Genomic DNA, 24,914 nt, shown 5'->3' with positions numbered 1-24,914 from the left:
GGGTGTTCGAATAATGAATCCACAAGAACTGAAGTCCATCCTCTCTTCTGGCCTGCTGTCTTTCCCGGTCACCGATTTCAATGCTCAGGGCGACTTCCATCGCGCGGGCTATATCAAGCGTCTCGAATGGCTGGCCCCATACGGCGCCACGGCGTTGTTCGCCGCAGGCGGCACCGGTGAGTTCTTCTCTCTGGCGGCCAGCGAATATTCGGAAATCATCAAGACCGCCGTCGACACCTGCGAAAACAGCGTGCCGATTCTGGCTGGTGTGGGCGGTTCCACTCGCCAGGCCATCGAATACGCACAGGAAGCCGAGCGCCTGGGCGCCAAAGGCTTGTTGCTGCTGCCGCACTACCTGACCGAAGCCAGCCAGGACGGCGTTGCCGCCCACGTTGAAGCCGTGTGCAAATCGGTGAACATCGGCGTGGTGGTTTACAACCGCAACGTCTGCCGCCTGACCGCGCCATTGCTGGAACGCCTGGCCGAGCGCTGCCCGAACCTGATCGGTTACAAGGATGGCTTGGGCGATATCGAGTTGATGGTATCGATCCGTCGCCGCCTCGGTGATCGCTTCAGCTACCTGGGCGGTTTGCCGACCGCTGAAGTCTATGCCGCTGCTTACAAGGCATTGGGCGTACCGGTCTACTCCTCGGCGGTGTTCAACTTCATCCCGAAAACGGCGATGGATTTTTACCACGCCATTGCCTGCGAAGATCACGCCACCGTTGGCAAGATCATCGACGACTTCTTCCTGCCGTACCTGGACATCCGTAACCGCAAAGCCGGTTATGCGGTGAGCATCGTCAAGGCCGGGGCAAAAATTGCCGGTTATGACGCAGGTCCTGTGCGTGCACCGCTGACCGATCTGCTGCCAGAAGAGTACGAAGCTCTGGCCGCGCTGATCGACAAGCAAGGTGCGCAGTAACACACCCGATTAATAAGGCCGCTGAGCAATCAGCGGCCTTTTGCGTGAGGAGATTGTTGTGGCTGATACAAAGCGTTTCGATAACTACATCAACGGTGAATGGGTGGCGGGCAGTGATTACTGCGCCAACATCAACCCGTCCGAACTGACCGACACCATCGGCGACTACGCCAAGGCTGATCTGGCCCAGGTCCACGCCGCCATCGACGCCGCTCGCGCTGCGTTTCCGGCCTGGTCGACTTCGGGCATTCAGGCTCGCCATGATTCTCTGGATAAAGTCGGCACCGAAATCCTCGCCCGCCGCGAAGAGCTTGGCACCTTGCTGGCCCGGGAAGAGGGCAAGACCCTGCCTGAAGCCATCGGCGAAGTGACCCGCGCCGGTAACATCTTCAAGTTCTTCGCCGGTGAATGCCTGCGCCTGTCCGGTGACTACCTGCCGTCGGTGCGCCCGGGTGTGAACGTCGAAGTCACTCGCGAAGCCTTGGGCGTCGTTGGCCTGATCACCCCGTGGAACTTCCCGATCGCGATCCCTTCGTGGAAAATCGCCCCGGCCCTGGCCTACGGCAACTGCGTCGTGCTGAAACCGGCCGATCTGGTGCCGGGTTGCGCCTGGGCGCTGGCGGAAATCATCTCCCGCGCAGGCTTCCCGGCCGGCGTCTTCAACCTGGTGATGGGCAGCGGTCGCGTGGTTGGCGATGCGCTGGTGCAGAGCCCGAAAGTCGACGGCATCAGCTTCACCGGTTCTGTCGGTGTCGGTCGTCAGATCGCCGTCAGCTGCGTCTCGCGTCAGGCCAAGGTTCAGCTGGAAATGGGTGGCAAGAACCCGCAGATCATTCTCGACGATGCCGACCTGAAGCAAGCGGTCGAGCTGTCGGTGCAGAGCGCGTTCTATTCCACCGGTCAGCGTTGCACGGCGTCGAGCCGCTTCATCGTCACCGCCGGGATTCACGACAAGTTCGTCGAAGCCATGGCCGAGCGCATGAAGTCGATCAAGGTCGGTCACGCGTTGAAAACCGGCACCGACATCGGTCCGGTCGTCTCGCAAGCGCAGCTTGAACAGGACATGAAGTACATCGACATTGGCCAGTCCGAAGGTGCTCGTCTGGTCAGCGGCGGTGGCTTGGTGACTTGCGATACCGAAGGCTACTACCTCGCGCCAACGCTTTTTGCCGACAGCACAGCTGCGATGCGCATCAGCCGTGAAGAGATCTTTGGCCCGGTGGCGAACATCGTTCGCGTCGCCGATTACGAGGCCGCACTGGCCATGGCCAACGACACCGAATTCGGTCTGTCGGCGGGCATCGCCACCACGTCGCTGAAGTACGCCAACCACTTCAAGCGCCACTCCCAGGCCGGGATGGTGATGGTCAACCTGCCGACGGCGGGCGTGGATTACCACGTTCCATTCGGCGGGCGTAAAGGTTCATCCTATGGTTCCCGCGAGCAAGGTCGCTACGCGCAAGAGTTCTACACGGTCGTGAAGACCAGCTACATCGGTTCGTAACGCAACACCCTCTGTGGGAGCGAGCCTGCTCGCGAAGGTCTTGAGGACGCGGCGGTAAACCTGATGCCCCGCGTCATCGTTGACCATCATCGTGAGCAGGCTTGCTCCCACAGAAAAACCAAAGATTCACCCGCGCATAAAAATAATCAGTGGGAGTACATGTACATGCAAGCGACCAAGCCGACTCACGTCCGCTATTTGATTTTGCTCATGCTTTTCCTGGTGACCACGATCAACTACGCCGACCGGGCCACTATCGCCATCGCGGGCTCCAGCCTGCAAAAAGACCTCGGCATCGACGCGGTCACCCTCGGTTACATCTTCTCTGCATTCGGTTGGGCTTACGTGGCCGGGCAAATTCCCGGTGGCTGGCTGCTGGACCGTTTCGGCTCGAAAAAAATCTACGCGCTAAGCATTTTCACCTGGTCGCTGTTCACCGTGCTGCAGGGCTATGTCGGCGAATTCGGCATGTCCACCGCAGTGGTTGCGCTGTTCATGCTGCGCTTCCTGGTGGGCCTGGCCGAAGCGCCATCCTTCCCGGGTAACGCCCGTATCGTCGCGGCCTGGTTCCCGACGGCTGAACGTGGCACGGCCTCGGCGATCTTCAACTCGGCGCAGTACTTTGCCACCGTGTTGTTCGCACCGCTGATGGGCTGGATCGTCTACAGCTTCGGCTGGCAGCACGTGTTTATCGTCATGGGCGTGATCGGCATCATCTTCTCGGGGATCTGGCTGAAGGTGATCTACAGCCCGCGCCAGCACCCGATGATCAACGACGCCGAGTTCAAGCACATCGCCGACAACGGCGGCATGGTCGACATGGACCAGGACAAAGGCAAAGGCAAAAAAGGCGACGGTCCGAAGTGGGACTACATCCGCCAGTTGCTGACCAACCGCATGATGCTCGGCGTGTATCTGGGCCAGTACTGCATCAACGGCATCACGTACTTCTTCCTGACCTGGTTCCCGGTGTACCTGGTGCAAGAACGCGGCATGACCATCCTCAAGGCCGGTTTCATTGCTTCGTTGCCGGCGATCTGCGGCTTTATCGGGGGGGTGCTTGGCGGGGTGATTTCCGATTACCTGCTGCGCAAGGGCCATTCCCTGACCTTCGCTCGCAAGGCACCGATCATCGCGGGTTTGCTGGTCTCCAGCAGCATCGTGGCGTGCAACTATGTTGATGTCGAGTGGATGGTCGTCGGCTTCATGGCCCTGGCCTTCTTCGGCAAAGGCGTGGGTGCGCTGGGTTGGGCGGTGGTGTCCGACACCTCGCCGAAACAGATTGCCGGCCTGAGCGGTGGCCTGTTCAACACCTTCGGCAACATCGCTTCGATCACCACCCCAATCGTGATCGGCTACATCATCAGCTCCACCGGTTCGTTCAAATGGGCGCTGGTGTTTGTCGGTTGCAACGCACTGGTTGCAGTGTTCAGCTACCTGGTGATCGTCGGTCCGATCAAACGTGTGGTGCTGAAAGAGCCGCCAGTCAGCGGTCCTGAAACCAATAACAAATTGTCTCAAGCGCATTCCTGAGGAGCGGCGTCATGCAGTTGATTGAACATTCCGACTCGCCGCGCTACATCCGCCTGCACGAGCGGGACAACGTCGTGATCGTGGTCAACGACCAAGGCGTACCGGCCGGTACCGAGTTTCCAGATGGCCTGGTGACGGTGGACTTCGTGCCGCAGAGCCATAAAGTCACCCTCGAGGACATTCCTGAAGGCGGCCAGGTGATTCGTTACGGCCAGACCATTGGCTATGCGTTGCAGCCGATTCCGCGCGGCAGCTGGGTCAAGGAAGATCAACTGCGCATGCCCACCGCGCCACCGCTGGACAGCCTGCCGCTGTCCACCGAAGTGCCTGCGGCCCAGGCACCGCTGGACGGTTACACCTTCGAGGGGTATCGCAACGCCGACGGTACCGTTGGCACGCGCAATATTCTCGGGATTACGACGACCGTCCAGTGCGTGACCGGCGTGCTCGACCATGCGGTCAAGCGCATCAAGGATGAATTGCTGCCCAAGTACCCGAACGTCGATGACGTGGTGGCGCTCACCCACAGCTACGGCTGCGGGGTGGCGATCACTGCCACTGACGCGTACATCCCGATCCGCACCGTACGCAATCTGGCGCGCAACCCGAACCTGGGTGGCGAAGCCTTGGTCATCAGCCTGGGCTGCGAGAAATTGCAGGCCGGGCAGGTGATGCACGAGGGCGACAGCTCGGTGGATTTGAGCGAGCCGTGGTTGTACCGCTTGCAGGATTCGAGTCACGGTTTCACTGAGATGATCGAGCAGATCATGGCGCTGGCCGAGACCCGTTTGAAGAAGCTCGATCAGCGTCGCCGGGAAACTGTGCCGGCGTCCGAGCTGATTCTGGGCATGCAGTGCGGCGGCAGCGATGCGTTTTCCGGCATCACCGCCAACCCTGCGCTGGGTTATGCCTCTGATTTGTTGTTGCGCGCTGGCGCGACGGTGATGTTTTCCGAAGTCACCGAGGTGCGCGACGCGATTTATCTGCTGACCTCCCGCGCGGAAACTGAGGAGGTTGCTCAGGAGCTGGTGCGGGAAATGGACTGGTACGACCGTTACCTGGCCAAGGGTGAGGCGGACCGCAGCGCCAACACCACGCCGGGCAACAAGAAGGGCGGGTTGTCGAACATTGTCGAAAAGTCTTTGGGCTCGATCGTCAAATCCGGTAGCAGTGCGATCAATGGCGTGCTCGGCCCTGGCGAGCGCTTCAAGCGCAAAGGGCTGATCTTCTGCGCGACCCCGGCCAGTGATTTTGTCTGCGGGACGTTGCAGTTGGCGGCGGGGATGAACCTGCATGTGTTCACCACCGGGCGCGGCACGCCTTATGGTTTGGCGATGGCGCCGGTGGTCAAGGTATCGACCCGGACCGAACTGGCACAGCGCTGGCCGGACCTGATCGACATCGATGCCGGGCGTATTGCGACCGGACGCGCTTCGATTGAAGACCTTGGGTGGGAGTTGTTCCACTACTACCTGGACGTGGCGAGCGGCAAGAAGCAGACGTGGGCCGAGCAGCACAAACTGCATAACGACATCACCCTGTTCAACCCGGCGCCGATAACATGAGATAGCGCTGGGTGAACTATGCTGGATTCGACTCGGAATGCGATCACCCAAGTAGAATTCACCGGCAGATAAGGCGCGCCGCCTCTCCATCGCTACAGCGATTACTGATCGTCAGTAGCAATGGAGGATGGCTTTCGATCAGCACCCTAAATACCTTGTCGATCAAGTGTTAATGCGGTGCTTTTAGCTTTTTATGGATGCCTCAGACTAAACCAATGACCACGCCAGATTATCCAGATAAACGTCGCCAGCGGTCACGGAGAAGTTGCCAGAAAAGCCGACGATCAATAGTTCATCAAAGGGTATTTCTGCAATTTCGAACGCTTTGTCTTCGGAACTGATAGGGGCGCCGTATACGACTTCTTCTTTCTTCATTGCAATAATATAGGCAGTACCACTTTCATTGCCGCCAGCTGCCTTGATCTGGAACCTCAGGCTATTCACATAGTTTCCAAATGAAAGTTTCAATCTGGAACCACTTGGCAAATATAGACTTTTATCGCCGAAGCCCGCCCCATCGGGAGCTTTTACTATTCCTGACGTTTTATCGTCCGGTTGATCTTCGACAGTAACGATTAAATTGTTACTGAATCGCACGGGTAGTTGCAACAAAAAAGACTGGAGGGGTTCTCTTTCCCAGTCCTCCTTGTTCTCTGAGACAGTACCGGTTTTTGAAGCGCCTGAAAATTTATCGCCTGTTGATTTAACTGACATATTTTTTACTCCTGTAATTTGTTTTATTTGCGGGATTATTAAGTGCCCGATGACTAAGCATTGGCTACTGTCAGATCTGACAGTAGCGACGAACGGTCCACATAAATATCAGCTCGAAATCAGTGGGATTTATAGAAAATCAGTGCAGGACGTGACCATGTCAGCGAAGTCGTTCTCTCACACGCAAAGGTCCCCAGTCGCTTATCATTAGCCCCCTAACGACGCCCACCCAAGGTTCCCCCCGGCATGCTGGCTATCTTCCTCGAAACCCTGAACATCACCGCGCCGGTGTTTGCCATGCTGTTTCTAGGGGTGTTGCTCAAGCGCATCGACTGGATCAACGACAACTTCATCCACACCGCGTCGGCCCTGGTGTTCAACGTCACCATGCCGGCGCTGCTGTTTCTAGGCATCCTGCATGCCGACCTGCACGCCGCGTTGCAACCGACGCTGCTGATCTACTTCTCGCTGGCCACCCTGGCGTGTTTTGCCATCGCCTGGGGCTGGGCGATCTGGAAGTGCCCGCGTGAAGATCGAGGGATTTATACCCAAGGCGCTTTTCGCGGCAACAACGGAGTCATCGGCCTTGCGTTGGCGGCCAGCATGTACGGCGATTACGGGATTTCTCTCGGGGCGATTCTCGCGGCGCTGGTGATCCTGTTTTACAACACGCTCTCGACCATTGTGCTGGCGGTGTACAGCCCGGTGATCAAGTCCGATCCGTGGAGCATCTGCAAAAGCGTGATGGTCAACCCGCTGATCATCAGCGTGTTGGCGGCGGCGCCCTTTGCCTATTTCAAGATCGGCTTGCCGGGATGGCTGGAAACGTCTGGCCAGTACCTGGCGCAAACCACGTTGCCGTTGGCGTTGATCTGCATCGGCGGCACGCTATCACTGGCGGCATTGCGCAAAAGCGGCAAGATGGCGCTCAGCTCAAGTCTGGTGAAGATGATCGGCTTGCCAGTGTTGGCGACGTTGGGGGCATGGCTTTGGGGATTTCGCGGGGCTGAGTTGGGGATTCTGTTTCTGTACTTCGGCAGCCCGACCGCCGCGGCCAGTTTTGTCATGGCCCGCCAGGCAAACGGCAATCATGAACTGGCGGCGGCGATCATCGTGATCACCACGTTGATGGCGGCGGTCACCACCAATGTCGGAATCTTTTTGTTGCAGTGGGGGGAGTGGATCTAGCGTCGGGATTTTCGCTGGTGTCCAGGGCTGGCAAGCCTCGCCCTGTAGGAGCGAGGCTTGCCCGCGAAGGCGCCAGTCCTGTCACCACAACTTTTGAAGACTCACTCAGGCTTCTGATAGCTGTCGATCACTTCCTGCGCCGCCCGAAACGCATCAATCGCCGCCGGCACACCGGCGTACACCGCGCAATGCAGCAACGCCTCGCGAATCTCTTCCACGGTGCAGCCGTTGTTCAGCGCGCCGCGGACGTGGCCTTTCAACTCCTGCGGGCACTTCAACGCCGTCAGCGCGGCGAGGGTGATCAGGCTGCGGGTTTTCAGCGGCAGGCCTTCGCGGTTCCACACGGCGCCCCAGGCGTGTTCATTGACGAAGTCCTGCAGCGGCTGGGTGAACTCAGTGGCATTGCCCAGTGCGCGGTCGACGAACGCATCGCCCATCACCTGGCGGCGGACTTCTACACCAGGCTTTTTGTTGTCAGTCATGGCATTTCCCTCTTGTGGTGTTGGCGACGCCAGGCGCGCAGCGATGTGAACAGCAGAAACGCCACCAGCGCCGGCAGGACGAAAAACAGCATCAAGTGTTCAAGCTTGCCGGCCAGGGGCATGCCGGTGGTGAACGACACCACGTGCAGACCGTAAGCGAGATACAACCCCAAAAACAGCAGACCTTCGGCGCGGGTCACCCGGTAACCGGTGTAGAACAGCGGCAGGCACAGCACCGCCACACCGAGCATCACTGGCAGGTCGAAATCCAGGGCATTGGGCGAGACCGACAGCGGCGAGGGGGCGACAAGCGCGGTCAGGCCGAGTACGCCCAGGAGGTTGAACAGGTTGCTGCCGATCACGTTACCCACGGCAATGTCCCGCTGACCGCGCAAGGCCGCGATCAATGAGGTGGCCAGTTCCGGCAGGGAGGTGCTGATGGCGACGATGGTCAGGCCGATGACCCGCTCCGACAGACCCAGATCGGTCGCAACCGCCACGGCGGCGCCCAGCAACAAATGGCCGGCGTAGACCAGCATCGCCAGTCCGGCGACGATCATCAGCACGCTGCTGAACCACGGTGCCTGGGGCGTTCCGTCGTGGGAGGGCGGACGGGTCGAGTGCCGCGACTGGCGCAGCAACAAGCCCAGGTACAGCGCCAGGGCCGCCAGCAGAACGATGCCGTCCATGCGGGTCAGCTCTTCATTCCACGCCAATACAAACACCAGCAGGCTGGCGCCGATCATCAGTGGAATATCCAGGCGCACCAGTTGCCGTGAAACCCGCAGCGGAATGATCAGCGCCGAAAGCCCCAAGGTGACGAGGATGTTGAAGATGCTGCTGCCGATCACACTGCCGACGGCGATGTCGGCGTTTTGCGCCAGGGTGGCTTGCAGGCTGACCGCCATCTGCGGTGCGCTGCTGCCCAAGGCGACGATGGTCAGCCCGATGATCAGCGGCCGCACCTGCAAGCGCGCCGCCAGGCGCACGGCGCCACGGACCATCAGTTCGGCACCGGCGATCAGCAACAGCAGGCCGCCGAGCAACTCAATCAGGCTGATCAGGGGTAAATCGGCAAGTCCGAAAATGGTCGGGGCTCCGTCTGTTAATCGCCGAGGGCTTGCACGCGAACCCGTGCGGTGCCGCTACGGAGCATACCCAGTTGTTCGGCGGCCTCGTGTGAAAGATCAATCAGGCGCCCGCGGGTGTGCGGCCCGCGGTCGTTGATTCGGACCACGCAGGACTTGTCGTTATTCAGATTGGTGACCTTCACCCGCGTGCCGAACGGCAATTGGCGATGGGCGGCGGTCAGGGAATTCTTGTTGAAACGCTCGCCGCTGGCAGTGCGTTTGCCTTGGTGTTTGGCGCCGTAATAGGACGCCGTACCGGTCTTGTCGTAGCCGTGTGGGTCGATGACGTCGTTACTGGCGCAACCGGCCAGCAGAGCGAGCAGGGCGCAGGCACCCAGTAGACGCTTCATTTAAAGGTATCCACATACAAATGTGGGAGCGAGCCTGCTCGCGATGGCGGGCTGTCTGACACATCAATGTTGGATGTGCTGCCGTCATCGCGAGCAGGCTCGCTCCCACAGGGATCGGAGCCAGGCTTTAAATCTGGCTCCATGCTCATCAGCCTTCGAGCTTGCTTTTCAGCAGTTCGTTGACCTGTTGCGGGTTGGCCTTGCCTTTAGAGGCTTTCATGGCCTGGCCGACGAAGAAGCCGAACATCTTGCCGCGTTTGGCTTCGTCTGCCGCGCGGTATTGCTCGACCTGCTCGGCGTTGGCCGCGAGCATTTCGTCCAGCACCGCCGAGATCGCGCCGCTGTCGGTCACTTGCTTGAGGCCGCGCTTGTCGATGATCTCGTCCGCGCTGCCTTCGCCGTTGGCCATCGCTTCAAACACCACCTTGGCGATCTTGCCGGAGATGGTGTTGTCCTTGATGCGCAGCAGCATGCCGCCCAGTTGCTCGGCCGAGACCGGCGACTGGTCGATTTCAACGCCTTGCTTGTTCAGCAGGCTGCCCAGTTCAACCATCACCCAGTTGGCCGCCAGCTTGGCGTCGCCGCTGATGCTCACGACTTTCTCGAAGTAATCGGCTTGCTCGCGGCTGGTGGCCAGGACGCTGGCGTCATACACCGACAGGCCGAACTGCGCCTGGAAGCGCTCGCGTTTCTGTGGTGGCAATTCCGGCAGCGTGGCGCGTACTTCGTCGAGGAACGAGTCTTCGATGACCACTGGCAGCAGGTCCGGGTCGGGGAAGTAACGGTAGTCGTTGGCTTCCTCTTTGCTGCGCATCGGACGGGTTTCGTCCTTGTTCGGATCGTACAGGCGGGTCTGCTGGATCACTTTGCCGCCGTCTTCGATCAGCTCGATCTGACGACGCACTTCGCTGTTGATCGCCTTCTCGATGAAGCGGAACGAGTTGACGTTCTTGATCTCGCAGCGCGTGCCGAATTCAACCTGGCCTTTCGGGCGGATCGACACGTTGCAGTCACAACGCAGCGAGCCTTCGGCCATGTTTCCGTCGCAGATGCCCAGGTAACGTACCAGCGCGTGGATGGTCTTGACGTAGGCCACGGCTTCCTTGGCGCTGCGCATGTCCGGCTCGGAGACGATTTCCAGCAGCGGCGTGCCGGCACGGTTCAGGTCGATGCCGGTGGCGCCGTTGAACTCTTCGTGCAGGCTTTTACCGGCGTCTTCTTCCAGGTGCGCACGGGTGACGCCGACACGTTTGATCGTGCCGTCTTCCATGGCGATGTCCAGGTGGCCCTTGCCGACGATCGGCAATTCCATCTGGCTGATCTGGTAGCCCTTCGGCAGATCCGGGTAGAAATAGTTTTTACGGGCGAACACGTTGTGCTGGCCGATCTCGGCATCGATCGCCAGGCCGAACATCACGGCCATGCGCACGGCTTCCTGGTTCAGCACCGGCAGTACGCCAGGCATGCCGAGGTCAACGAGGCTGGCCTGGGTGTTCGGCTCGGAACCGAACGTGGTGGAGCTACCGGAAAAGATTTTCGACCGGGTGGTGAGCTGGGTATGAATCTCCAGCCCGATCACGACTTCCCATTGCATGTGTTTCTCCTCAGAAGCCGGTTGGGGTGCGGGTGTGCCAGTCAGTGTTCAATTGATACTGATGGGCAACGTTCAACAGGCGACCTTCCTGGAAATACGGGGCGAGCAATTGCACGCCGACCGGCAGACCATCGACGAAACCGGCAGGCATGGACAAGCCCGGCAGACCCGCGAGGTTGGCGGTGATGGTGTAGACGTCTTCCAGGTACGCAGCCACCGGGTCGCTGTTTTTGGCGCCGAGCTTCCAGGCCGGGTTCGGCGTGGTTGGGCCGAGAATGATGTCGACCTCATTAAAGGCTGCCATGAAGTCGTTCTTGATCAAGCGACGGATCTTCTGCGCCTTCAAGTAGTAGGCGTCGTAGTAACCGGCCGACAGCGCGTAGGCACCGACCATGATCCGGCGCTGCACTTCCGGGCCGAAACCTTCGCCACGGGAACGCTTGTACAGATCGATCAGGTCTTTCGGGTTCTCGCAGCGATGGCCAAAGCGCACGCCGTCGAAACGCGACAGGTTGGAAGACGCTTCCGCCGGGGCGATCACGTAGTACGCCGGGATCGCGTGCTGCATGTTCGGCAGGCTGATTTCCTTGATCACGGCACCGAGCTTTTCCAGCTCCTTGATGCTGTTGTGGATCAGATCGGCAATGCGCGGGTCGAGGCCGGCGCCGAAGTATTCCTTGGGCACGCCGATGCGCAGGCCTTGCAGCGAGCCGTTGAGGCTGGCGCTGTAATCAGGCACGGGCTCGTCGATGCTGGTGGAATCTTGCGGGTCGAAACCGGCCATGTCTTGCAGCAGGATCGCGCAGTCTTCGGCGGTGCGAGCCAGAGGGCCGCCCTGATCGAGGCTGGACGCGTAGGCAATCATGCCCCAGCGCGAAACACGACCGTACGTCGGTTTCAGGCCGGTGAGGTTGGTCAGTGCGGCGGGCTGACGGATCGAGCCGCCTGTGTCGGTGCCAGTGGCCGCCGGCAACAGGCGCGCGGCAACCGCGGCCGCCGAACCACCGGACGAACCGCCCGGAACGTATTCCAGGTTCCACGGGTTTTTCACCGGGCCGTAGTAGCTCGACTCGTTGGCCGACCCCATGGCGAACTCGTCCATGTTGGTCTTGCCCAGGGTCACCGCGCCGGCAGCCGCCAGTTTGGCAACGACCGTGGCGTCGTACGGGGCTTTGAAGTTGTCGAGCATCTTCGAGCCACAGCTGGTGCGGATGCCCAGGGTGCAGAACAGGTCTTTGTGGGCGATCGGCGCGCCGAGCAGGGCGCCGCTCTCACCTTTGGCGCGGCGTGCGTCAGCGGCTTTCGCCTGCTGGAGCGCCAGGTCTTCGGTGAGGCTGATGAAGCTGTTGAGCTGCGGATCGAGCTGGGCGATACGCGCCAGCAGGGTTTTGGTCAGCTCTTCGGAAGAAAACTTTTTATCGGCGAGTCCGCGGGCGATCTCGGCCAGAGTCAATTGATGCATTGCAGGCTCTTTCCCTTTAGTCGATGACTTTCGGAACCAGGTACAGGCCGTTTTCGACCGCTGGTGCGATGGACTGGTAGGCCTCGCGATGATTGGTCTCGGTCACGACGTCTGCACGCAGGCGCTGGCTGGCTTCCAGTGGGTGGGCGAGCGGCTCGATACCGTCGGTATTGACCGCCTGCATTTCGTCGACCAGCCCGAGAATGCTGTTCAGGGCTGAAGTAATGTGTGGAAGATCGGCATCATTGAGGCCAAGGCAGGCCAGATGAGCGATTTTTTCCACGTCGGAGCGTTCAAGCGCCATGGGAATCTCCAGTGGAAAACAGAACGGACGGCGTCCGTGTGTTAGATTGTCGGAACACTACCGCATTTCTACGGTCATAAGGCCGCGATTGTGGGGGTTGGTGCACAGAAAAGCGGCCAATTTAACATATTGGCGCCTTGCCCAAAATCCCTGTCGTTGTTAGAGTTTGCCGCACTTTTTTACCCACGCGTTGCCTAGGGTCCCTTTCCCATGTTCAAGAAACTGCGTGGCATGTTTTCCAGCGATCTTTCCATTGACCTGGGCACTGCCAACACCCTTATTTACGTGCGCGAGCGCGGTATCGTCCTGAATGAGCCATCGGTTGTGGCTATTCGGACACACGGTAACCAGAAAAGTGTCGTTGCTGTCGGCACCGAGGCGAAGCGTATGCTTGGCCGTACGCCGGGCAACATTGCTGCCATTCGTCCGATGAAGGACGGCGTGATTGCCGACTTCAGCGTCTGCGAAAAGATGCTGCAATACTTTATCAACAAGGTTCACGAAAACAGCTTCCTGCAGCCAAGCCCGCGTGTGCTGATCTGCGTTCCGTGCAAATCCACTCAGGTTGAGCGTCGTGCCATCCGTGAATCGGCCCTTGGTGCTGGTGCACGTGAAGTGTTCCTGATCGAAGAGCCGATGGCTGCCGCGATCGGTGCCGGCCTGCCGGTTGAAGAAGCACGCGGTTCGATGGTCGTCGATATCGGTGGCGGTACCACTGAAATCGCGCTGATCTCCCTGAACGGTGTGGTGTACGCCGAATCCGTTCGTGTTGGCGGCGACCGCTTCGACGAAGCGATTATCACCTATGTGCGTCGCAACTACGGCAGCCTGATCGGTGAATCCACCGCCGAGCGCATCAAGCAGGAAATCGGTACGGCCTACCCGGGCGGCGAAGTGCGTGAAGTCGACGTTCGTGGCCGTAACCTGGCCGAAGGCGTTCCACGTGCCTTCACCCTGAACTCCAACGAAGTGCTGGAAGCTCTGCAAGAGTCCCTGGCCACCATCGTTCAGGCTGTGAAAAGTGCGCTGGAGCAATCGCCTCCGGAACTGGCTTCCGACATCGCCGAGCGTGGCCTGGTACTGACCGGTGGTGGCGCCTTGTTGCGTGACCTCGACAAGTTGCTGGCCCAGGAAACAGGTCTGCCGGTGATCGTTGCCGAAGACCCGCTGACCTGCGTTGCTCGCGGCGGTGGCCGTGCATTGGAAATGATGGATAAACACACCATGGACCTGCTGTCGAGCGAGTGATCTCGCCCGATGCATCTATGCTGTTGAGCGCGCAGGCGGCACTTTGCAGTGCTGCCTGTTTGCGTTTACCTTCTGTCAGTCTGTATCCAGGCCGGTCTGCCGTATGAATAAACAAAACATTTGCCTGGGAGGAGCGGCTTATTAAACCGCTTTTCACCAAAGGGCCTTCACTGGGCGTGCGCTTGTTGGTGCTGGTCGTGCTATCGGTCGCGCTGATGGTGGTCGATGCCCGCTTCACACTGCTCAAGCCAGTGCGTAGCCAAATGTCGCTGGTACTGATGCAGTCTTACTGGATCACGGACCTGCCGCAGCGGCTATGGCAGGGGGTGGCCAGCCAGTTCGGCAGCCGTACCGAGCTCGTCGCCGAAAACGAAAAACTCAAGACCGAAAACCTGCTGTTGCAGGGTCGCATGCAAAAGCTTGCCGCCCTCACCGAGCAGAACGTTCGGCTGCGCGAGTTGCTCAATTCCTCTGCGCTGGTCAACGAGAAGGTCGAAGTGGCCGAGTTGATCGGCATGGACCCTAACCCCTTCACCCATCGCATCATCATCAATAAAGGTGAGCGTGACGGTGTGGTCCTCGGTCAGCCGGTGCTCGATGCCCGCGGCCTGATGGGCCAGGTGGTCGAATTGATGCCTTATACCTCCCGTGTGCTGTTGCTGACCGACACTACCCACAGTATTCCGGTGCAGGTAAACCGCAACGGTCTGCGGGCGATTGCCAGCGGCACCGGCAACCCGGAGCGCCTGGAACTGCGTCACGTCGCGGACACGGCTGATATCAAGGAAGGCGATCTGCTGGTCAGTTCCGGTCTCGGTCAGCGATTCCCTGCGGGTTACCCGGTTGCGACCGTCAAGGAAGTGATCCACGATTCCGGCCAGCCGTTTGCCATCGTGCGTGCTGTGCCGACCGCGGCGTTGAACCGCAGCCGTTACCTGCTGCTGGTGTTCACCGACGGTCGCACAGCCGAAGAGCGCGCCAACGATGCGGCCCAGGCGCAAGAAGCGCTGGACCAGCACGGCGGTGGGCCGATCATTCCGGCGACCGTGCCTAAACCCGTGCCGGCGACCGTGGTGGTGCCCGCGCCTGCTGCTACGCCCGCCGCAACACCGGCAGCACCAGCACCGGCGGCACCCCCGGCCAAACCAGCGGCCGCCAAGCCCCCCGCATCGCAACCTGCCGCAACCAAACCGCCGGCCACTCAACCGGCCGCGGTGAAGCCTGCCACCAAACCGCCTGTCTCCGCGCCGGCTTCCACAGGGGGACGAGAATAATGGTCGGTGCAACCGCATCCCGAAATGACTGGATGATCTGGCTGACGTTTGCCATTGGCATGCTGCTCAGCGTTTCACCGCTGCCGCAATTCATGGAAATCCTCCGTCCGCTCTGGCTGGCCTTGCTGCTGGCCTTCTGGGCGTTGTACTTGCCGCAGAAGGTCGGCATGGTCACCGCGTGGTGCCTGGGCCTGGCCGAAGACGTGCTGTACGGCACGTTGCTGGGCCAGAACGCGTTGATCCTGACCCTGATCACCTTCCTGGTGCTGTCGCTGCAACAGCGCCTGCGCATGTTCCCGATGTGGCAACAAAGCCTGGTGATCCTGGTCATCTTCGGCCTCGCGCAGCTTGTTCAACTATGGCTCAGCGCTTTGACCGGCAATCGACAGCCCACACTGGCGCTGGTCTTGCCAGCACTGGTCAGTGCATTACTCTGGCCGTGGATCAGCTACGGTTTGCGCGGTTTGCGTCGGCGCTACAAGATCAATTAATTCGGTCAGGCATCTGCCAGTACCTCGACAGGGAGATGTCTAGATGAAAGTGCTTTACCTCGCCTCAGGCTCGCCGCGTCGGCGTGAACTGCTCACGCAGATCGGCGTGCCGTTCTCCGCCATCAGCGCGGACATCGATGAAACCCCTTTAACTCAAGAATCCCCGTCGGACTATGTCGAGCGCCTGGCGCGCGGCAAAGCCGAGGCCGGGCGCGGCGCGGTCGTGTCCGACGCCGATTTTTGCGTGCTGGGCGCCGACACCGCCGTGGTGCTCAACGGGAAAATTCTCGGCAAACCGGTGGACGAAGCCGATGCGTGCGCCATGCTTATGATGTTGGCCGGTCAGGAACACGAAGTGTTGACCGCCATTGCGGTGCTCGACGGTGAGCGTTGTGAGTCCCGGGTAGTACGCAGTCTGGTGCGCTTTCGCAACATCGCTCACGATGAAGCGGCGGCCTACTGGGCCAGTGGCGAACCCCGGGACAAGGCCGGTGGCTATGGCATTCAAGGACTGGGCGCGGTGTTTGTCGCCGGGCTCAATGGCAGTTACTCGGCAGTGGTTGGACTGCCGCTGTGCGAAACCGCTGAGCTGCTCGGCCATTTCGGCATACCCTGTTGGCAAACCCTTAACGCGCGCTGAGCGTCGTACTGACAAGATGCGGCCATTATCGTGAACATGCCTGGACGAGACCCTGCCATGAGTGAAGAGATTCTGATCAACATCACGCCGATGGAATCGCGCGTGGCAGTGGTCGAAAACGGTGTCCTGCAAGAGGTCCATGTCGAGCGCACGCAAAAGCGCGGGATCGTTGGCAACATCTATAAAGGCAAGGTCGTGCGGGTATTGCCGGGCATGCAAGCCGCCTTCGTCGATATCGGCCTGGACCGCGCCGCGTTCATTCACGCCTCGGAAATATCCCTGCGCGAAGGCCCGGCGGTGGAGAGCATCAGCGCACTGGTTCACGAAGGCCAGAGTCTGGTCGTCCAGGTCACCAAGGACCCGATCGGCTCCAAAGGCGCACGCCTGACCACTCAGCTGTCGATTCCGTCGCGTTATCTGGTGTACATGCCGCGCACGGCCCACGTCGGCATTTCGCTGAAGATCGAAGACGAAGCCGAGCGTGAACGCCTCAAGCAAGTCGTCACCGATTGCGTGGCCAAAGAAGGCATCAAGGAGGCGGGCGGTTTTATCCTGCGTACCGCCGCCGAAGGGGCCGGTGCCGATGAAATCCTCATGGACATCCGCTACCTGCGCCGTCTCTGGGATCAGATCAACGAGCAGATCAAAACCATCGGTGCGCCGAGTGTGATCTACGAGGACCTCGGCCTGGCGTTGCGTACGCTGCGCGACCTGGTCAGCCCGAAGATCGAGAAGATCCGCATCGACTCTCGGGAAACCTTTCAGAAAACCACGCAGTTCGTCGCCGAACTGATGCCGGAAATCGCCGATCGTCTTGAGCATTATCCGGGCGAGCGGCCGATTTTCGACCTGTACGGCGTCGAAGACGAAATCCAGAAAGCCCTTGAGCGCAAAGTGCCGCTCAAGTCTGGCGGTTATCTGGTGGTCGACCCGGCCGAAGCCATGAGCACCATCGACGTCAACACCGGGGCGTTCGTCGGCCATCGCAACCTCGAAGAAACCATCTTCAAGACCAACCTCGAAGCCGCGACCGCCATTGCCCGCCAGCTGCGCCTGCGCAATCTGGGCGGGATCATCATCATCGACTTCATCGACATGGAAGACGAAGAGCACCAGCGCCAGGTGCTGCGGACCCTCGAGAAGCAGCTGGAACGCGATCACGCCAAGACCAACATCATCGGCATTACCGAGTTGGGCCTGGTGCAGATGACGCGCAAGCGCACCCGTGAAAGCCTCGAACAAGTGTTGTGCGAACCGTGCAGCAGCTGTCAGGGCCGCGGCAAGCTCAAGACGCCGGAAACGGTCTGCTATGAAATTTTCCGCGAAATCCTCCGCGAGGCGCGTGCCTATCAAGCGGAAGGCTATCGTGTATTGGCGAACCAGAAAGTCGTCGACCGTTTGCTTGATGAAGAGTCGGGTAATGTCGCTGAGCTTGAAGGATTTATCGGACGCACCATTCGTTTCCAGGTGGAAACCATGTATTCCCAGGAACAATACGACGTGGTGCTGCTCTGAATCGCTGTGTTTCACCCTTACTAGAACGGCTGGCCTCAGCTTTTTGCAGTATTTTTGCCATGGGAGCCAACTGACATGGAACGTCTGACACGCATTTTGGCCGCACTGACCCGCTGGGGTCTTGGCCTGTGCGCGTTGGTCCTGGTGTTGATGGCGTTGTACGTCAGCCTCGGCCGGGAGCTGACGCCTCTGGTGGCCGAATACCGCGCCGACGTCGAAACCAAAGCCAGCGCCGCCTTGGGCATGCCGCTTCAGATCGGCAAGCTGGAAGGTAACTGGAGCGGCTTCGCACCGATTTTGCTGGCGCACGATGTGATGGTCGGCGAGGGCGCCAACGCCCTGCATCTGGATCAGGTGCGAGCGGTGCCAGACCTTTGGGAAAGCCTGTTGGCTCGCGAAGTGCGCATTGCCCACCTGGAACTCAACGGCCTGAAGATCAGCCTCAAGGAAGGCGCGGACGGTCAGTGGGCGCTGGAAGGGTTGCCCGTGCAACAGGACCAGCCGCTTGATCCGGAGCAACTGCTCAACCGCCTGCAAATGGTCCAGCAGCTATCGGTAATCGACAGTCAGGTGACGTTGCAACCTGTGGACCACTCGCCGCTGACCCTGACTTACGTTGGCCTGAATCTGAAAACCGGCGTCTCCCGCCAGCGCCTCGATGTCCGTCTTAATCTGCCAGATGGTCAACCGGTGGCCATGAGTGTGCACACGCGGATTCGCGCCAGCCAGTGGAAGGACGGCGAGGCCGAGGCCTACCTGAGCCTGCCGCAAAGCGACTGGTCGAAATGGCTGCCCGAGCGCCTGACTCGACAATGGAACTTCTCCGAGTTCAAGGCCGGTGGCGAGCTCTGGGTGAACTGGGGCAAGGGCGCGCTGCAAAGCGGCGCCATTCGTTTGAACGCGCCGCAACTCAAGGGCGCCTTCGTCGAACGCAAGCCGATCCAGATCAACAATCTGGCGCTCAACGGTTATTTTCAGCGCAGCACCGAAGGCATGCTGGTGACCCTTGATTCTCTGGCCATGAACTTCGGCGAGACCCGCTGGGAGTCGCGCTTGCAACTTCGACAAACCGCCGCCACCGACAAGGCTGAAGAACTTTGGCACTTGCAGGCCGACCGCCTCGACCTCACTCCGCTCACGCCGCTGATTAACGCCTTGGGGCCGCTGCCCGAAGGCGTTGCCACCGCGGTCGAGCGACTCAAGGTGACCGGTGGGCTGCGCAACGTGCTGATCGATCTGCGTCCCAATGCCACCGATGACAGCAAGTTCAGCTTTGCTGCCAACCTCGATCAGGTCGGCTTCGACGCGTATCACGGCGCTCCGGCAGCACGAAATGTCAGCGGCAGCATTAGCGGTGACCTCGGTCAGGGCGAACTGCGGATGGACAGCAAGGATTTTGTCCTGCACCTGGATCCGATTTTCGCCAAGCCGTGGCAATACATTCAGGCCAACGCCCGGCTGACCTGGAAGCTCGACAAGGAAAGCTTCACCCTGATCGCGCCGTACCTGAAGGTGCTGGGGGAGGAGGGCAAGATTGCCGGTGACTTCCTGATCCGCCTGCATTTCGACCACACCCAGGAAGACTACATGGACCTGCGGGTCGGCCTGGTGGACGGCGACGGTCGCTACACCGCCAAGTACCTGCCGACCATGCTCAGCCCGGCGCTGGACGAATGGTTGCGCACGGCGATTCTCAAAGGCGCGGTGGACCAGGGCTTCTTCCAGTATCAGGGCTCGCTGAACCAAGGCGCCGCCGACACCGCGCGCAGCATCAGCCTGTTCTTCAAGGTGCACGATGCCGAACTGGCCTTTCAGCCGGGTTGGCCGCATGTCAGCAAGGTCACCGGTGATGTGTTCGTGGAAGACAGTGGCGTGCGAGTTCTGGCCAGTAAGGGCCAATTGCTCGACACGCAGGTTCGCGACATTTACGTCAATATTCCCCATGCGCCGGAAGGGCAAAACGTTCACCTGTTCCTCGACGGCGGGTTTTCCGGCGGGTTGGGTGATGGCCTGAAGATTCTCCAGGAAGCGCCAATCGGCACGGCTGAAACCTTTGCCGGATGGGAAGGCGAGGGCGATCTGCAAGGCAAGCTGAAGCTGGATATTCCACTGGTCAAAGGCGAGCAGCCGAAGATTCTTGTCGACTTCAAGACCGCCAAGGCGCGGTTGAAGCTGGCCGAGCCTTCCCTGGAGCTGACGCAGCTCAAAGGTGATTTCCGCTTCGACAGCGCCAAGGGCTTGAGCGGGCAGAACATCACTGCGCGTGCCTTCGATAAACCGGTCACCGCGCAGATTTTTGCCGATGGCAGCGCCGGCAATCTCAAGACTCGTGTGACGGCCTCCGGTCAGGTCGAGGTCAAGAAGCTCACTGACTGGTTGAGCGTCACCCAGCCATTGCCGGTGTCCGGCCTGATCCCGTATCAACTGCAACTGAGCCTGGATGGCCCTGACAGCCAGCTCTCGGTCAATTCCAGCCTCAAAGGCGTGGCGATCGACTTGCCGGCGCCGTTTGGCATGACTGCCGATGCTGGCCGCGACACCACGTTCCGCATGACCCTGCAAGGGCCGGAACGCCGCTACTGGGTCAATTATGGTGCGCTGGCAGACTTCACGTTTGCGGCGCCGCCCGGCAATTTTGCCGACGGTCGTGGCGAGTTGTTCCTGGGCGGCGGCAGTGCCGTGCTGCCCGGCGCCAAAGGGCTGCGAGTGCGCGGCGTGCTGTCGGAACTGGATGTCGGGCCATGGAAGGATCTGGCGGACAAGTACGCTGGCCAGGATCCGGGCGGCAGTGCCAAGCAGTTGCTCAGCAGTGCAGACTTCAAGGTTGGCAAGCTCAGCGGTGTCGGCACGACGCTCGATCAGGCCTCGGTGCAGTTGAACCGCAAACCGGCTGCGTGGGCCTTGCAACTCGACAGTCAGCAGGTCAAGGGCAGCGCGAGCATCCCTGATGCGAAAGGCGCGCCGATTGCGATCAATCTGCAAACCGTGCGGTTGCCGGCACCCGACCCGACGGTCCTCGCCGACGAAAACTCACCGGATCCACTGGCCTCGGTGGACCCGACCAAGATCCCGGCGCTGGACATCACCATCAATCAGCTGTTCCAGGGGCAGGACCTCGTCGGCGCCTGGTATCTGAAAGTCCGCCCGACTGCCAAAGGTATTGCGCTCAATACTCTGGACCTGGGCCTCAAAGGTATTTTGTTGCAGGGCAGTGGCGGCTGGGAGGGCATACCCGGCAGCTCCAGCAGTTGGTACAAAGGACGGATCAGCGGCAAGAATCTCGCTGACGTGCTCAAAGGCTGGGGTTTCGCGCCGAGCGTCACCAGTGAAGAGTTTCACATGGATGTCGACGGTCGCTGGCCGGGTTCACCGGCGTGGCTGGCCACCAAACGTTTCTCCGGCACCCTCGATGCTTCGTTGAATAAAGGCCAGTTCGTTGAGGTCGAAGGCAGCGCCCAGGCCCTGCGGGTGTTTGGCCTGCTCAACTTCAACTCGATCGGTCGTCGTCTGCGCCTGGACTTCTCCGACCTGTTCGGCAAAGGCTTGAGTTATGACCGGGTCAAAGGTCTGCTGGCCGCGACCAACGGGGTTTATGTGACGCAGGAACCGATCCTGCTGACTGGCCCGTCGAGCAACATCGAACTGAACGGTACCCTGAACCTGGTGGCCGACCAGGTTGACGCGAAACTGCTGGTAACTTTGCCGGTGACCAACAACCTGCCGATTGCCGCGTTGATTGTCGGCGCACCGGCCATCGGCGGTGCGCTGTTCCTGATCGACAAGCTGATCGGTGACCGCGTGGCACGTTTCGCCAGCGTCAAATACACCGTCAAAGGCCCATGGAAAGAGCCGAAAATCACCTTCGACAAGCCTTTTTGAAAAGCCACTCCCCAGATCTATGGAGTAGCATGGTCCTCGGTCCTGATGCTACGCCCCTGATCTTTGTAGGCGCGAGGCTTGCCAGCGAATCGACGCACCGCAGTGTGTCAGGCAAGATGCCTTCGCGGGCAAGCCTCGCTCCTACAGGGTTGTGTTGATTCCCGATAAGGAAAAGGCCATGTCTTTTGCGGTGATTCAAATGGTCAGCCAGAGCGATGTGCTGGCCAACCTGGCCCGGGCCCGGCATCTGCTCGAAGAGGCGGCGGCGGGTGGCGCGCTGCTGGCAGTACTGCCGGAAAACTTCGCCGCCATGGGCCGTCGCGACATTGCTGACATCGGCCGCGCCGAGGCGTTGGGTGAAGGTCCGATCCTGCCGTGGTTGAAACAGACCGCCCGTGACCTCAAGTTATGGATAGTGGCCGGCACGTTGCCGTTGCCGCCGTTGGGCCATCCGACGTCCAAGGCGCATGCCTGTTCGTTGCTGGTCAATGATCAGGGCGAAACGGTGGCGCGCTACGACAAGCTGCACCTGTTCGACGTGGATGTGGCAGACAATCGCGGGCGTTATCGCGAATCCGATGACTATGCTTATGGCAGTGGGGTTGTGGTGGCGGACACGCCCGTCGGCCGGGTCGGCCTGACAGTGTGTTACGACCTGCGTTTCCCGGAGTTGTACAGCGAATTGCGGGCTGCGGGCGCGCAATTGATTACCGCACCGTCGGCATTTACCGCGGTGACCGGCGCAGCACATTGGGAGGTGCTGATTCGCGCGCGGGCCATCGAGACTCAATGTTATGTGCTCGCGGCCGCCCAGGGTGGGACGCATCCGGGACCGCGAGAAACCTGGGGGCACGCTGCAATCGTCGACCCTTGGGGACGCGTGCTGGCACAACAGGATCAAGGCGAGGCCGTGCTGCTGGCCGAACGCGATAGCAGCGAACAGGCGTCCATCAGGACGCGGATGCCGGTGTCCAGTCACCGGCGCTTTTTCTCGCAGGGCGCACAGCGACCTGCCCGGAACGACGAATTTAAGGCGTAAACATATGAGCGAGTTGTTGTCCTCCGTCAGTGAACACCTCCTGGCGCCCGGTGGCGTAACGATCGAGAGCCTGCAAGGTGTGCTCGGCGATCTGGCCGGTCCGGGCATCGATGCGGCGGATCTGTATTTCCAGGGGCAGATTTCCGAGTCCTGGGCGCTGGAAGACGGGATCGTCAAGGAGGGCAGCTTCAACCTCGACCAAGGCGTGGGCGTGCGTGCGCAATCGGGTGAAAAAACCGGTTTCGCCTACAGCAATGCCATCACCTTGGAAGCCCTCGGCGCTGCGGCCCGGGCGGCACGTTCGATCTCCCGCGCCGGGCAGAATGGCACGGTGCAGGCGTTCACCTCGGCGGACGTCACCCAGTTGTACGGGCCGGACAACCCGCTGGAAGTGATGAGCCGCGCGGAAAAAGTCGAACTGCTCAAGCGCATCGACGTCGCGACTCGCGCCCTCGACCCGCGTATCCAGCAAGTCACCGTAAGCATGGCTGGCGTCTGGGAGCGCATTCTTGTCGCTTCGACCGACGGTAGCCTGGCGGCCGATGTGCGGCCGCTGGTGCGCTTCAACGTCAGCGTGATCGTCGAGCAAAACGGTCGCCGCGAGCGCGGTGGTCATGGCGGTGGCGGTCGTACCGATTACCGCTATTTCCTCAGCGATGACCGTGCCATGGGCTACGCCCGTGAAGCGCTGCGTCAGGCGCTGGTCAACCTTGAAGCCATTCCTGCGCCGGCCGGTACGTTGCCGGTGGTGTTGGGTTCGGGCTGGTCCGGCGTGCTGCTGCACGAAGCGGTCGGCCACGGTCTGGAAGGTGATTTCAACCGCAAGGGCAGTTCGGCCTACAGCGGGCGCATGGGCGAGATGGTTGCGTCCAAGTTGTGCACCATCGTCGATGACGGCACGCTGGCCGGTCGTCGTGGTTCCCTGAGCGTCGACGACGAAGGCACCCCGACCGAGTGCACCACATTGATCGAAAACGGCGTGCTCAAGGGTTACATGCAAGACAAGCTCAACGCACGCCTGATGGGCGTGGCCCGCACCGGCAACGGTCGTCGTGAATCCTATGCGCATCTGCCGATGCCCCGGATGACCAACACCTACATGCTGGCCGGCGAAAGCGACCCGGAAGAAATCATCAAGTCGGTCAAGCGCGGCATCTATTGCGCCAACCTCGGCGGCGGGCAGGTAGACATCACCAGCGGCAAGTTCGTGTTCTCCACCAGCGAGGCGTACCTGATCGAAGACGGCAAAATCACTGCCCCGGTCAAAGGCGCGACGTTGATCGGCAACGGCCCGGAAGCCATGAGCAAGGTGTCGATGGTCGGTAACGATCTGGCGCTGGACAGCGGCGTGGGGACGTGTGGCAAGGATGGGCAGTCGGTGCCGGTGGGTGTCGGCCAGCCAACGCTGAAAATCGATGCGATCACTGTGGGTGGCACAGGATCGTAAAAGGATGGAGCTTCGGGTGAGCCGCTTGGCGACTCACCCGATTCGAGATTTAACGCAGGCCGCGTTGAGTCTCGTCCAGCTCACGGATGTACTTGAAGATTTTACGGCTCGATGCCGGTGGCTTGTTGGTCGCCAGTTCGTGCTGGGCCTGACGGATCAGGGAGCGCAACTGCTGACGATCAGCCTCCAGGTAGTCGAGCACGAACTTTTCCAGGACCGCATCGTCGCCCGCGATCAAGCGATCGCGCCAGCGTTCCAGGCCATGGAAACGTTCGTTGTACTGCCGGGTGGAGGCATCGAGTTGATCGAGCAGCGCCAGAATGGCGTCAGTGTCCTGATCGCGCATCAGTTTGCCGATGAACATAAGGTGCCGTTTACGCGCGATATTCGCGGTGTGCTTGGGCGCATCAGCCAGTGCCCGGCGCATAGCGTCGGTCAACGGCAGTTTTGCCAGCAAGTCAGGCTTGAGCGTTGTAAGGCGCTCGCCGAGGTCAACCAGAGCATGAAGCTCGCGTTTAACCTGGGATTTGCTTTTTTCTCCCGTATCGAGGGAGTCGTCGTAAGAATCAACCATGGTGGCCGTCCGCAAAGAAACGCCGCCATGATAACCAGTCGGGGGCCGCTTGTCCG

21 protein-coding genes are annotated in these 24,914 nt (G+C 60.4%); 13 read left to right on the top strand and 8 right to left on the bottom strand.

Annotated elements, in window-relative coordinates; all coding sequences use genetic code 11:
- Positions 1 to 13: 13 nt before the first annotated feature.
- From kdgD to garD, 4 genes are all read left to right on the top strand, one after another.
- Positions 14 to 925 (top strand): 5-dehydro-4-deoxyglucarate dehydratase, encoded by a 912-nt coding sequence (gene kdgD, locus BLU63_RS05485; protein ID WP_083375025.1) that lies wholly within the window; start codon positions 14 to 16, stop codon positions 923 to 925.
- 58 nt (positions 926 to 983) lie between these two features.
- Positions 984 to 2,429: an aldehyde dehydrogenase family protein gene (locus BLU63_RS05480; protein ID WP_083375024.1), complete on the top strand. Its 1,446-nt coding sequence runs from the start codon at positions 984 to 986 to the stop codon at positions 2,427 to 2,429.
- Positions 2,430 to 2,504: 75 nt separating this feature from the next.
- A complete protein-coding gene (locus BLU63_RS05475; protein WP_224795491.1) occupies positions 2,505 to 3,962 on the top strand; it encodes an MFS transporter in 1,458 nt (485 codons plus the stop codon).
- An 11-nt stretch (positions 3,963 to 3,973) separates the two neighbouring features.
- Positions 3,974 to 5,527, top strand: a complete 1,554-nt coding sequence (gene garD, locus BLU63_RS05470; RefSeq protein ID WP_010463378.1) for a galactarate dehydratase — start codon at positions 3,974 to 3,976, stop codon at positions 5,525 to 5,527.
- A 207-nt stretch (positions 5,528 to 5,734) separates the two neighbouring features.
- Here the strand turns inward: garD and BLU63_RS05465 are convergent, their stop codons facing one another.
- Positions 5,735 to 6,241, bottom strand: a complete 507-nt coding sequence (locus BLU63_RS05465) for a hypothetical protein (RefSeq protein WP_083375023.1) — start codon at positions 6,239 to 6,241, stop codon at positions 5,735 to 5,737.
- A 246-nt stretch (positions 6,242 to 6,487) separates the two neighbouring features.
- Here BLU63_RS05465 and BLU63_RS05460 point away from each other — a divergent pair, with 246 nt between their 5' ends.
- Positions 6,488 to 7,429: an AEC family transporter gene (locus BLU63_RS05460; RefSeq protein ID WP_083375022.1), complete on the top strand. Its 942-nt coding sequence runs from the start codon at positions 6,488 to 6,490 to the stop codon at positions 7,427 to 7,429.
- A 101-nt stretch (positions 7,430 to 7,530) separates the two neighbouring features.
- On the opposite strand, the gene BLU63_RS05455 is transcribed toward BLU63_RS05460, so the two are convergent.
- From BLU63_RS05455 to gatC, 6 genes are all read right to left on the bottom strand, one after another.
- Positions 7,531 to 7,911, bottom strand: a complete 381-nt coding sequence (locus tag BLU63_RS05455) for a carboxymuconolactone decarboxylase family protein (protein WP_010463373.1) — start codon at positions 7,909 to 7,911, stop codon at positions 7,531 to 7,533.
- Entirely contained in the window at positions 7,908 to 8,966 is a 1,059-nt protein-coding gene (locus tag BLU63_RS05450; protein ID WP_077747414.1) for a calcium/sodium antiporter, read from the bottom strand. The genes BLU63_RS05455 and BLU63_RS05450 overlap by 4 nt, the downstream gene beginning before the upstream one ends.
- A 50-nt stretch (positions 8,967 to 9,016) precedes the next feature.
- Complete coding sequence (locus tag BLU63_RS05445) at positions 9,017 to 9,391, bottom strand: septal ring lytic transglycosylase RlpA family protein (RefSeq protein WP_083375021.1); 375 nt, start codon at positions 9,389 to 9,391, stop codon at positions 9,017 to 9,019.
- A gap of 148 nt (positions 9,392 to 9,539) precedes the next feature.
- A complete protein-coding gene (gene gatB, locus BLU63_RS05440) occupies positions 9,540 to 10,985 on the bottom strand; it encodes an Asp-tRNA(Asn)/Glu-tRNA(Gln) amidotransferase subunit GatB (protein WP_010463367.1) in 1,446 nt (481 codons plus the stop codon).
- 10 nt (positions 10,986 to 10,995) lie between these two features.
- Entirely contained in the window at positions 10,996 to 12,447 is a 1,452-nt protein-coding gene (gatA, locus tag BLU63_RS05435; RefSeq protein ID WP_010463365.1) for an Asp-tRNA(Asn)/Glu-tRNA(Gln) amidotransferase subunit GatA, read from the bottom strand.
- A 16-nt stretch (positions 12,448 to 12,463) separates the two neighbouring features.
- On the bottom strand, positions 12,464 to 12,751 hold the full coding sequence (gatC, locus tag BLU63_RS05430) for an Asp-tRNA(Asn)/Glu-tRNA(Gln) amidotransferase subunit GatC (protein ID WP_007901429.1): 288 nt from the start codon (positions 12,749 to 12,751) through the stop codon (positions 12,464 to 12,466).
- A gap of 210 nt (positions 12,752 to 12,961) precedes the next feature.
- Between gatC and mreB the strand changes: the two genes are divergently transcribed.
- The 8 genes from mreB to tldD all read left to right on the top strand — a co-directional run bounded on the left by mreB (position 12,962) and on the right by tldD (position 24,284).
- Positions 12,962 to 13,999, top strand: coding sequence for a rod shape-determining protein MreB (mreB, locus tag BLU63_RS05425; RefSeq protein WP_002555108.1), 1,038 nt, complete (start codon positions 12,962 to 12,964; stop codon positions 13,997 to 13,999).
- A gap of 140 nt (positions 14,000 to 14,139) precedes the next feature.
- Positions 14,140 to 15,273: a rod shape-determining protein MreC gene (mreC, locus tag BLU63_RS05420; RefSeq protein ID WP_077747417.1), complete on the top strand. Its 1,134-nt coding sequence runs from the start codon at positions 14,140 to 14,142 to the stop codon at positions 15,271 to 15,273.
- Entirely contained in the window at positions 15,273 to 15,764 is a 492-nt protein-coding gene (mreD, locus tag BLU63_RS05415; protein WP_010463359.1) for a rod shape-determining protein MreD, read from the top strand. Before mreC ends, mreD begins: the two co-directional genes overlap by 1 nt.
- A 43-nt stretch (positions 15,765 to 15,807) precedes the next feature.
- Positions 15,808 to 16,404 (top strand): Maf family protein, encoded by a 597-nt coding sequence (locus BLU63_RS05410; protein WP_077747418.1) that lies wholly within the window; start codon positions 15,808 to 15,810, stop codon positions 16,402 to 16,404.
- 57 nt (positions 16,405 to 16,461) lie between these two features.
- Positions 16,462 to 17,919 (top strand): ribonuclease G, encoded by a 1,458-nt coding sequence (gene rng, locus BLU63_RS05405; RefSeq protein ID WP_010463355.1) that lies wholly within the window; start codon positions 16,462 to 16,464, stop codon positions 17,917 to 17,919.
- A gap of 75 nt (positions 17,920 to 17,994) precedes the next feature.
- Positions 17,995 to 21,798 (top strand): YhdP family protein, encoded by a 3,804-nt coding sequence (locus tag BLU63_RS05400; protein WP_083375020.1) that lies wholly within the window; start codon positions 17,995 to 17,997, stop codon positions 21,796 to 21,798.
- 178 nt (positions 21,799 to 21,976) lie between these two features.
- Positions 21,977 to 22,837 (top strand): carbon-nitrogen hydrolase family protein, encoded by an 861-nt coding sequence (locus tag BLU63_RS05395; protein ID WP_083375019.1) that lies wholly within the window; start codon positions 21,977 to 21,979, stop codon positions 22,835 to 22,837.
- Positions 22,838 to 22,841: 4 nt separating this feature from the next.
- A complete protein-coding gene (tldD, locus tag BLU63_RS05390) occupies positions 22,842 to 24,284 on the top strand; it encodes a metalloprotease TldD (RefSeq protein WP_010463350.1) in 1,443 nt (480 codons plus the stop codon).
- 49 nt (positions 24,285 to 24,333) lie between these two features.
- On the opposite strand, the gene yjgA is transcribed toward tldD, so the two are convergent.
- On the bottom strand, positions 24,334 to 24,858 hold the full coding sequence (gene yjgA / locus BLU63_RS05385; protein ID WP_083375018.1) for a ribosome biogenesis factor YjgA: 525 nt from the start codon (positions 24,856 to 24,858) through the stop codon (positions 24,334 to 24,336).
- Positions 24,859 to 24,914 lie beyond the last annotated feature (56 nt).

This window comes from Pseudomonas mandelii (genome assembly GCF_900106065.1).
GTDB classification, from domain to species: domain Bacteria; phylum Pseudomonadota; class Gammaproteobacteria; order Pseudomonadales; family Pseudomonadaceae; genus Aquipseudomonas; species Aquipseudomonas mandelii.
The sequence above is the reverse complement of the archived record's forward strand: the minus strand, read 5'-3'. Positions and strand labels throughout refer to the sequence as shown.